This is a genomic window from Oerskovia sp. USHLN155 (genome assembly GCF_037145535.1).
Classification (GTDB): domain Bacteria; phylum Actinomycetota; class Actinomycetes; order Actinomycetales; family Cellulomonadaceae; genus Oerskovia; species Oerskovia rustica.
Map to the genome: position 1 here is coordinate 154718 of NZ_JBBCXG010000011.1, position 9097 is coordinate 163814.

Annotated in this window: 6 protein-coding genes; 3 read left to right on the forward strand and 3 right to left on the reverse strand. The window is 74.1% G+C overall.

Features of this window, described 5'->3' with window-relative positions:
- Window positions 1–13 precede the first annotated feature (13 nt).
- The 3 genes from WFH32_RS16520 to WFH32_RS16530 form a co-directional block, all read right to left on the reverse strand.
- Window positions 14–1108, reverse strand: coding sequence for a Gfo/Idh/MocA family protein (locus WFH32_RS16520; RefSeq protein ID WP_191797235.1), 1095 nt, complete (start codon window positions 1106–1108; stop codon window positions 14–16).
- A gap of 167 nt (window positions 1109–1275) precedes the next feature.
- Window positions 1276–2310, reverse strand: coding sequence for a Gfo/Idh/MocA family protein (locus WFH32_RS16525; protein WP_336708413.1), 1035 nt, complete (start codon window positions 2308–2310; stop codon window positions 1276–1278).
- A gap of 109 nt (window positions 2311–2419) precedes the next feature.
- Window positions 2420–4072 carry an Ig-like domain-containing protein gene (locus WFH32_RS16530; protein ID WP_336708415.1) on the reverse strand — a complete coding sequence of 551 codons (1653 nt, stop codon included), beginning with the start codon at window positions 4070–4072 and terminating at the stop codon, window positions 2420–2422.
- 184 nt (window positions 4073–4256) lie between these two features.
- On the opposite strand from WFH32_RS16530, the gene WFH32_RS16535 reads away from it, so the two are divergent.
- The 3 genes from WFH32_RS16535 (at window position 4257) to WFH32_RS16545 (ending at window position 8959) form a co-directional block, all read left to right on the forward strand.
- Window positions 4257–5072, forward strand: a complete 816-nt coding sequence (locus WFH32_RS16535; RefSeq protein WP_336708416.1) for an ABC transporter ATP-binding protein — start codon at window positions 4257–4259, stop codon at window positions 5070–5072.
- Entirely contained in the window at window positions 5072–7654 is a 2583-nt protein-coding gene (locus WFH32_RS16540) for an ABC transporter permease (RefSeq protein WP_336708417.1), read from the forward strand. Before WFH32_RS16535 ends, WFH32_RS16540 begins: the two co-directional genes overlap by 1 nt.
- Window positions 7655–7813: 159 nt before the next feature.
- Entirely contained in the window at window positions 7814–8959 is a 1146-nt protein-coding gene (locus WFH32_RS16545; RefSeq protein ID WP_138826084.1) for a glycerol dehydrogenase, read from the forward strand.
- Window positions 8960–9097: the final 138 nt, after the last annotated feature.

Here is a 9097-nt window from a genome sequence, read left to right on the forward strand (position 1 = left end):
CGACACACCCAGGTCACTCGTTCGGGTAGACCACGCCCGTCTGGCGGCGGATCTCGTCCATGGTCCGCATGACGTCGAGCGTGTCCTGCCACGTCATGCGCGGGCTCTCGGTCAGGCCGGCCTCGAGGCAGCGCGCGACCTCGGCCGCCTGGTACTGCTTGCCCTCGCCGCGGAAACCCTCGTAGCGCCACTGCGCGCCGTCGTGCCGGATCACGCGGAACGACGTCGGGGCGTAGAACGTGCCCTCGATCTCGATGCGCCCCGCGGTCCCGGAGATCGACGCGACGTTGGGCGTCTGCGACCAGAGCGTGGTCGACAGCGTGGCCATGGCCTGGCCGTAGCCGAGCGTGATGCCGAGCTGGCCGTCGACGCCCGTCTCCGTGAGCGCGCCGACCGCCGTGACCGACGACGGCGCCCCCAGCACGTCGTGCGCGAACGACACGGGGTACACGCCCAGGTCGAGCAGCGCTCCCCCCGCGAGGTCGGGGGCGTAGAGCCGGTGCTCGGGGTCGAACGGGAAGAACTGGCCGTGGTCGGCGGTGACGTTGACGATCTCGCCGATCTCCCCGCGCGCGATCACCCCGCGCAGCGCGGCGACGTGCGGCAGGAACCGCGTCCACATGGCCTCCATGACGAAGACGCCCGCGGCCCGCGCCGCGTCGAGGATCTCGCGCGCCTCGGCCTCGTTGCGCGTGAACGCCTTCTCGACGAGGACGTGCTTGCCTGCGGCGATGGCCAGCAGCGCGTGGTCGCGGTGGTGCGAGTGGGGCGTCGCGACGTACACGACGTCGACCTGCGGGTCCTCGACGAGCTCGGTGTAGTCGGCATGCGTGGTGTGGATGCCGTGCTCGGTCGCGAAGCGCTCGGCCCGGACGCGGTCGCGCGAGCCGACGGCCACGACGCGCGCCCGCGTGTGGTCGCGCACGGCCTCGGCGAACGACCCGGCGATGTTTCCGGCGCCCAGGATCCCCCAGCGGACGGTGGGAGCGGTCCGCGGATCGGGCACGACGCCGGAGACCACCTCGGGCAGGTCGGCGGCGGTCGCGACGAGGTCGGGCAGGGAGGCGGGCTGGTCGGTCGGTGCCGCGGCGCGGGCGTCGTTGCTCATGGGTTCACGCTAACCCCGTGAGAGCGGTGCCACGGGGTATTGCCCGAGGCGTGGTCGCCCGGCGCCCAGGTGGGCCGCCGTGCCGAGGACGAGGTTCCGCGCGGTCGAACCCCGCGATCGAGGCCGTTCGCGCAGCCAGAACGGCCCCAACCTCGTTCTCGGCACCGCTACTCCCCCGGGTACACGACCCCCAGCTGCGCGCGTGCCAGGTCCATGACCCGCATCAGGTCGAGCGTGTCCTGCCACGTCATGCGCGGGCTCTCGGTCAGCCCCGCCGCCAGGCAGCGCGCGACCTCGGCCGCCTCGTACTGCTTGGCCCCCGTCGCGTACCCGTCGTACTCGCGCCGCGCCCCGTCGGCCCACACCACGCTGAACGTCGTGGGCACCATGAACCGGTCCACGACCTCGATCCGGCCGCCCGTGCCCGCGACCACGAGCGACGTCGCCGACTGCGCCAGGACCGACGACGAGAGCGTCGCCGTCGCCCGGTCGCCGTACCGCAGCACCACGGTCGACTGGGCGTCCACCCCGGTGGGAGCCTGCAGACCGACCGCCGTGACGTCGTCGGGCATGCCCAGGAGGTCCGTCGCGAACGCGAGCGGGTAGATCCCGATGTCCAGCAGCGCGCCGCCCGCGAGCTCGGGCGCGAAGAGCCGGCTCGCCGGGTCGTACGCCGCGTTCGAGCCGTAGGACGCCGTGACCGACCGGACCTCGCCGATCTCCCCCTGCGCGATCAGCGCACGGATCGCGGCGACGTGCGGCAGGTGCCGCGTGAGCACGGCCTCCATGACGAACGCTCCCGCCGCCCGCGCGGCGTCCAGGACCTCGCGCGCCTCGGCCTCGTTGCGCGTGAACGCCTTCTCCATGAGGACCGGCTTGCCCGCCGCGACCGCGAGCAGCCCGTGCTCGCGGTGGTGCGAGTGCGGGGTCGCGACGTACACGACGTCGACGTCGGGGTCCGCGACGAGGGCCTCGTACGACCCGTGCACGGTCGCCGACGGCGCGTGCCGCTGCGCGAAGTCCCGCGCCCGGTGCTCGTCGCGCGAGCCCACGGCCGCCACGTGGCCCTGCGTGAAGGCCCGCACCTCGTCGGCGAACGAGCCCGCGATCCTCCCCGCCCCCAGGATCCCCCAGCGCACGGGAGGGGCGTCGCCCGGGTCGAGCACGGCGTCGAGCACGTTCACCACTGCGTGAGAGACCATGCGTCCACGCTACTGCGGCCGTGCCGCAGCACCGCCGCGGCCCCTGGGCGACCGGTCGATCGCCCGGTCGCCCAGGGGCCGCGAGATGGCCGCAGCACTCAGGCCGCCGTCAGGAGCTCGACCCCCGACGACGTAGCGCCACGAGCGTGGCCCCGGCGCCGACGAGCAGCACGGCCGCACCGGCGACCAGGCCGACCGTCGCACCCGTCGTCGCGAGCGCACCACGCGCGTGCTTCGTCGTCGCCTGGGGCGTCGCCTTGACCGTCGGCACCTTGGTCGGCGGGACGACCGAGGCGGGCGGCGTCGTGACGGGAGGCACCGTCGTCGGAGGCACCGTGGTGGGCGGCACCGTCGTCGGAGGGACCGGCGGGGCCGGCGGGTCCACGGGGGCGACGGGGTTGTCGAGCGCGACCTCGACCACGCCCTCCGCACCGACCGTGACCTGTGCACCACCCTCGACCGGGGTCACGCCCTCTCCCGAGAACACGGGCTCTCCCCAGGTCACCCCGTCGATCGCGGCGGGCGAGACCTCGCTCAGGGTCACCACGGTCCCGGCGGCGAGACCGGGGATCGTGACCGTCGCACCGTCGGTCACCGTGAGGCGACCCGACGTCGTCGCACCGTTCCGGTCCGTCGTGTAGTCGACGGTGAACTCGGTGCCCGCCGGGACCGACGCCGCACCCTCGCCCGTGACGTGCTTGGTCAGGCGGAGCTCGCCGTTGCCGTCACCGCCGCCGTCTCCACCGGCGGCCGCGTACTCGAGCACGCGCTGGTCGTCCCAGCCGGTGCTGCCCGCGACCTGGTTGGCGAAGGTGTCGCCGTCCTGCACGCCCACGGGCAGCGACATCCGGTACGTGAAGATGTACATGCGCGAGCCGTCCGTGACGGGGTCGACGAACGTCAGGTCGAACGACGAGCCGGCCACGTCCGGGGTGTAGACGTACCCGGTCCCGGGGCTGAGGCGTACCGCGCTCGAGCCGTAGTCACCGTTGTTCCAGTCGGCCAGGGGGACGTACGCGACGACGAGCGAGTCGTCGCGCATGGACAGCCGCGGGTCGTAGGTGTCGGTCACGACCACGGGGCCACCGGCCGACGCGGCCAGGAACTCGCTCGGCACGTAGACCTCCCAGACGGCGGTCCTGCCGTCCGTGCTGACCCAGCCGCCCTTGACGGGCTGCTCCGGGGCGGACCAGCCGCTCCCGGGGACGACCTCGCCACCCGGGACGGGGACCTCGATCACCATCTCGTTGCCCGTGGTGAACGTGAACGTGCCGCCCTCGCCCACGCTGCTGACCTGCGCGTAGAAGAACAGCGTGCCGTGGACGTTGGTCGCGGTCTCGACGTACGAGCTGAGCGTGCACGCGAAACCGTCCTGCGTGACGTCACACGTCCCGACGACCGCACCGGCGGGCGTCTTGAGGTCGAACGTCTGCGCGAACCCCGTCACGCGGGGCGAGTCCGGGAACGCCAGGGTGAACGTGTCCCCCGCGTGCGAGCCGTCGGGCACGGCCCAGGTGGCCTCGATCCGCAGCGACTGCCACAGGTGGACCTCGTCCAGCGGCTGGGTGAGCGTGACCGTCTTGATGGCGTCGAGCTCCGCGGCGGACGCCGTGCGGGGCATCGCGACGACGCCCACGAGCACGAGCAGGGCCGCGAGCGCCGTCGACAGCAGGCGCCACGCGAGCGTGGGGGGCCTCGTCGTGGGGGGCACGGCGAGCACCGCCGCGTGCCGGGGGGATCCGGCCTGAGTGTGGTTCGTCATGATGGGCTCCTCGGGTGGTGCCCGGCGGGCAGGGGGGTCGAGCCGTCGGGTCGCACGGACGGGTGGTCCGTGGTATTGGGGAGGACCACGGCGCGGCAGGGTCTTGACGCGAGATCAACGGATGTGTCGCACGTCACCTGCCTTCGGGGCCACGATGGAGACGTTCCGACCGAAGGGAGCTCCGATGGAGCCCGCCCCGTCCTCGCCCGGCCCACCCGCGCCCACCCGCTCGGGAACCGGTGCCGCGCCAGCGCTGCCCCCGGACGCACCTGACGGGACGGCGGCCTGGGCGCGAGACCTCGTCAAGACGTACGGCCAGGGCGAGACGGTCGTGCGTGCGCTCGACGGCGTCGACGTGGACTTCCGTGCGGCCGAGCTCACGGCGATCATGGGGCCGTCGGGCTCGGGGAAGTCGACGCTCATGCACTGCATGGCTGGCCTGGACTCACCGACGTCGGGCCGGGTCGTGATCGACGGGACCGAGGTGAGCCGACTCTCGCAGCGGCGCCTCACGGCCCTGCGGCGGACGCGGATCGGGTTCGTGTTCCAGTCCTACAACCTGGTCCCGACGCTCACCGCGGCGGAGAACATCACGCTCCCGCTCGACATCGCCCGGGTCCCCGTGGACCGGGCGTGGTTCGACGAGGTCGTGGGCGCGGTGGGGCTGGGCGACCGCCTGCACCACCGTCCGTCCGAGCTCTCGGGCGGGCAGCAGCAGCGGGTCGCGTGCGCGCGGGCCCTGGTCTCGCGGCCGTCCGTGGTGTTCGCCGACGAGCCGACGGGCAACCTCGACTCGCGGTCGTCCGCCGAGGTGCTGGGGTTCCTGCGGCGGTCGGTCGACGAGCTGGGGCAGACGGTCGTCATGGTCACGCACGACCCGCGCGCGGCCTCGTACGCGCACCGGGTCCTGTTCCTCACCGACGGGCGGATCACCGCCGACCTCGCGGCCCCGACGCGGCGCGACATCCTCGACGCGCTCGGGCAGGCGGAGGAGGACTGATGCTGCGGGTCGCGCTGCGCGGGGTCCGGGCGCACCTCGTCCGCTTCGTGCTGTCGACGCTCGCCGTGATGCTCGGGGTCGCGTTCGTCGTGGGGACGTTCACGTTCCGCGCGATGCTGTCCTCGACGTTCGACGAGATCATCGCGACCACTCTCGTGGCCGACGTGTACGTGCGCGGCGCCGAGGAGATCGACGACTCCACCACGGCGGGCAGCACCTTCGGGACGCCACACTCCCCGGTCCCGGTCTCCCTCGCGGACACGGTCGCGGGGATCGACGGCGTCGCTCGGGCCGTGCCCGACGCGTCGGGTCCGATCGTCCTGGTCGCGGCGGACGGCACGGCAGTCACGACGTCGGGCCCGCCGAGCATCGGGATCGCGGTGGGGCCCGACGAGCCGACCGTGACGCTCGCGAGCGGCGCGTGGCCCGTGGGGCCCGCCGAGATCGCCCTAGAGGAGAGCGCCGCGTCGGCCGCCGACCTGACCACCGGAGACACGACGACCGTGGTCCTGGCGGGCGCTCCCCAGCCCGTCACGGTCACGGGGGTCTTCGCGATCGAGGCGGCAGCGGCCGGCACGATCCTGGTGGGCCTCGACCCTGCGACCGCGCTCGCGACCTACGCCCCCGACGGCACGGTCCCCACGATCTCGGTCTACGCCGCGGGAGACGTGTCCGAGGAGGTGCTCGCCGAGCGCGTGGCCGAGGTCCTCCCGGCGGGCGCCGAGTCCCTCACGGGCGAGGCAGTGCGCGAGGAGGCCCGCCAGGGGGTCGAGCAGATCCTCGGGTTCATCGAGACGTTCCTGCTGGTCTTCGCCGCGATCGCGCTGTTCGTGGGGGCGTTCATCATCGCCAACACGTTCGCGATGTCGGTGCGCGAGCGTCAGCGCGAGTTCGCCCTGCTGCGGGCGCTGGGGGCCTCGCCCGCGCAGGTGTTCGCGTCCATCCTGGCGCAGGCCGTCGCGGTCGGGGTACTCGGCGCGGCGACGGGCGTGGTGCTGGGCCGGGTGCTGGTCAGCGGCCTGCGCGCGGTGTTCGGCTCGACGGGCATGGAGCTGTCGGGGCGTGTGCCGCTGAGCGCGACCTCGGTCGTGGTCGCGATCTCGCTGGGTGTCCTGGTGAGCGTCGTCGCGGCCGCGGTCCCGGGCCGCCGCGCGGCCCTCACTCCCCCGGTCCAGGCCATGCACGACGACGTCGCACCGGACCGCGGGACCGGCACCCGGGCGGTCGTCGGGCTCGTGCTGACGGTGCTCGGCGCGGGGCTCCTGGTCCTGGCCTCGCGGCTCGGGAGCTCGGCCTCGGCCGACCCGACCGGGTGGGCCCTGGTCGACGACCTCAACCCCCGGGTCCTGCTCGCGGTCGGCGCGAGCGCGGCGCTCGTGGGCGTCCTCGTCCTGTCCCCCGCGATCGCCGGCGCCGTGATCACGGTGCTGGCCGTGCCGGCGGTCGCGGCGATCCGGCCTCTCGGCCGCCTGGCGCGCGGCAACGTCACGCGCAGCCCGCGCCGCACCTCGAACACCGCGGGGGCGCTGCTGATCGGGATGGCGCTCGTGAGCGCGACCGGGGTCATCGCGGCCTCGACGCAGGCCTCGGTCCGGTCGATCGTCGACGAGCAGATGCGGGCCGACTACGTGGTCCAGGGTGCCGCGGCCACGGGCGCGCTCCCCCCGGGGGTCACCGATGCCGTGACCGGGCTCCCCGCCGTCGGGCAGGCGCTCCCGCTGCGGCTCGGGACGCTCGACGTCGACGGCGAGCCCAGCGGGGCCACGGTCGTGCCGCCCGGGTTCTTCACCGAGGCCCTCGACGCTCCCGTGGTCGAGGGCGACCCCGACCAGGCCCTCGCCGACGGCGAGGCGGTGGTCCGCCGGACCGCGGCCCGGGACAAGGGGTGGGCGGTCGGCGACTCCCTGACCCTCACGAGCGACGACGGCACCCGGACCCAGGACGTGCAGGTCGGGGCGATCATCGACACCCAGGTGATCTCGTCCGACCTGGTCCTCGCCGACGCGACGTACGCGGACGTGGGGGCCACGGAGATCCCGACGTACGCCGTGTACGTCACGGCCGCCCCGGGGACCTCGACCACCGAGCTGCGCGCCGCGCTCACCGAGGCCGTCAAGCCGTTCCTCGTCGTCTCGGTGCTCGACCGCGAGGAGCTCGCCAACGCGGCCGCGGCGCAGGTGGACCAGGTGCTCGTGATCCTCTACGCGCTGCTCGGGCTGTCGATCGTCATCGCGCTGCTCGGCATCGTCAACACGCTCGCGCTGTCGATCATCGAGCGCACGCGGGAGATCGGGCTGCTGCGGGCCGTGGGGCTCGGGCGCCTCCAGCTCGCGGGCATCATCACGATCGAGTCGGTCCTGACCGCGGTCTACGGGACGGTGCTGGGCGTGCTCACGGGCATCGCGATCGCGGCCGCCCTGCCGGGGGTGCTCGCCGAGCAGGGCCTCACGAGCCTCGCGATCCCCTGGGGGCAGGTGCTCGCGGTCCTGGGGCTCGCGGTCGTGATCGGTCTCGTCGCGAGCGTCTGGCCTGGCATCCGGGCCTCGCGCCTGCCCGTGCTGGAGGCCGTCACGGTCGACTGACGCGCCACGTCTCGGACCGCGGGACGACGACGGACGTCACACGGCCCCACCGGGCGGTCGGGCGTGCCTAGACATAGCGTCGAGGTGTCGGCGGTCCGCGAGGAGCGACCCTCCGTGCGGGTCCGGCGACGCCCTGTCCAGCACTTCGAGGAGGTCCCCATGTCCGAGGTCCCGATCCGCACCCTCATCAGCCCCCTGCGCTACGTGCAGTCGCGCGGCGCGCTGTCCCGGCTCGGTGAGTTCGTCGCCCCAATCGGTACCAAGCCGCTCCTGGTGGCCGACGACGTGGTCTGGGAGATCGTCGAGGACACCGTCGCCGAGTCGTTCCAGGCCGCGAACCTCCGCCGCGAGCGCGAGGGCTTCGGCACGTACGCGACCGCGGCGGCCGTCGACCATCTCGCACGGCGCATCCGCGAGAGCGGCGCCGACGTGATCGTGGGCATCGGTGGCGGCAGCACGATCGACGCGGTCAAGGCCGCCGGACACCTCGAGGGCATCCGCTGGGTCTCGGTACCGACCGTCGCGTCGACCGACGCCCCCTGCTCCGCCCTGTCGGTCATCTACACCGACGAGGGCGCGTTCGAGGAGTACCGCTTCTTCCCGCACAACCCCGACCTGGTCCTCGTGGACACCCAGCTCGTCGCGAACGCCCCGGTGAGGTTCCTCGTCGCGGGCATCGGCGACGCGCTCGCCACGTGGATCGAGGCCCGTGCCGTGGCCAAGGCCAACGCGACGACCATGGCGGGCGGCCTGCCGCTCATCACGGGCACCGCGCTCGCCGAGCTCTCCTGGAAGATCCTGTGGGAGAACTCGCTGCCCGCGATCGAGGCCGTCAAGGAGCACCTCGTCACGCCCGCGGTCGACGCCGTGGTCGAGGCCAACACCCTGCTGTCCGGGCTGGGCTTCGAGTCGGGTGGCCTCGCGGCGGCCCACGCGATCCACAACGGGCTCACGGCCGCGCCGCAGACCCACGGCCTCACGCACGGCCAGAAGGTCAACATCGGCTCGCTGACCCAGCTCGTGCTGGAGGGGGCGCCGTCGCAGGAGATCCGCGACTTCGTGGAGTTCACGACGCGCGTCGGGCTGCCCAACACGCTCACCGAGATCGGGCTCACGACCGCCGACGTGGGCGACCTGCGCCGCGTCGCCGAGGCCGCGACCGCCCCGGGCGAGACCATCCACGCGATGCCCTTCGAGGTCCGCGTGCCCGAGCTCGTCGACGCGCTGCGCTCGATCGAGGGGCTGTCGCGCGCGATCCGCGCGGACGCAGGCCTGCCCGAGCCGGTCAAGCACACGCACCACTGACCCGGTCACCCCGGCCGGGGGGGGGGCGGGGGGGGGGGGGGGGGGGGGGGGGGGGGGGGGGGGGGGCCCCCGCGCGGGGGGGCGGCGGGGGGGGGGCGCGGGGGGGGGGGCGGCGCCGGCCCCGGGGGGGGGCGGGGG

Excerpts from the sequence above, each read along its gene's own strand:
- WFH32_RS16530 (WP_336708415.1), bottom strand. The coding sequence starts at position 4,072 with ATGACGAACCACACTCAGGCCGGATCCCCCCGGCACGCGGCGGTGCTC.
- WFH32_RS16525 (WP_336708413.1), bottom strand. The coding sequence starts at position 2,310 with ATGGTCTCTCACGCAGTGGTGAACGTGCTCGACGCCGTGCTCGACCCG.
- WFH32_RS16545 (WP_138826084.1), top strand. The coding sequence starts at position 7,814 with ATGTCCGAGGTCCCGATCCGCACCCTCATCAGCCCCCTGCGCTACGTG.
- WFH32_RS16520 (WP_191797235.1), bottom strand. The coding sequence starts at position 1,108 with ATGAGCAACGACGCCCGCGCCGCGGCACCGACCGACCAGCCCGCCTCC.
- WFH32_RS16535 (WP_336708416.1), top strand. The coding sequence starts at position 4,257 with ATGGAGCCCGCCCCGTCCTCGCCCGGCCCACCCGCGCCCACCCGCTCG.
- WFH32_RS16540 (WP_336708417.1), top strand. The coding sequence starts at position 5,072 with ATGCTGCGGGTCGCGCTGCGCGGGGTCCGGGCGCACCTCGTCCGCTTC.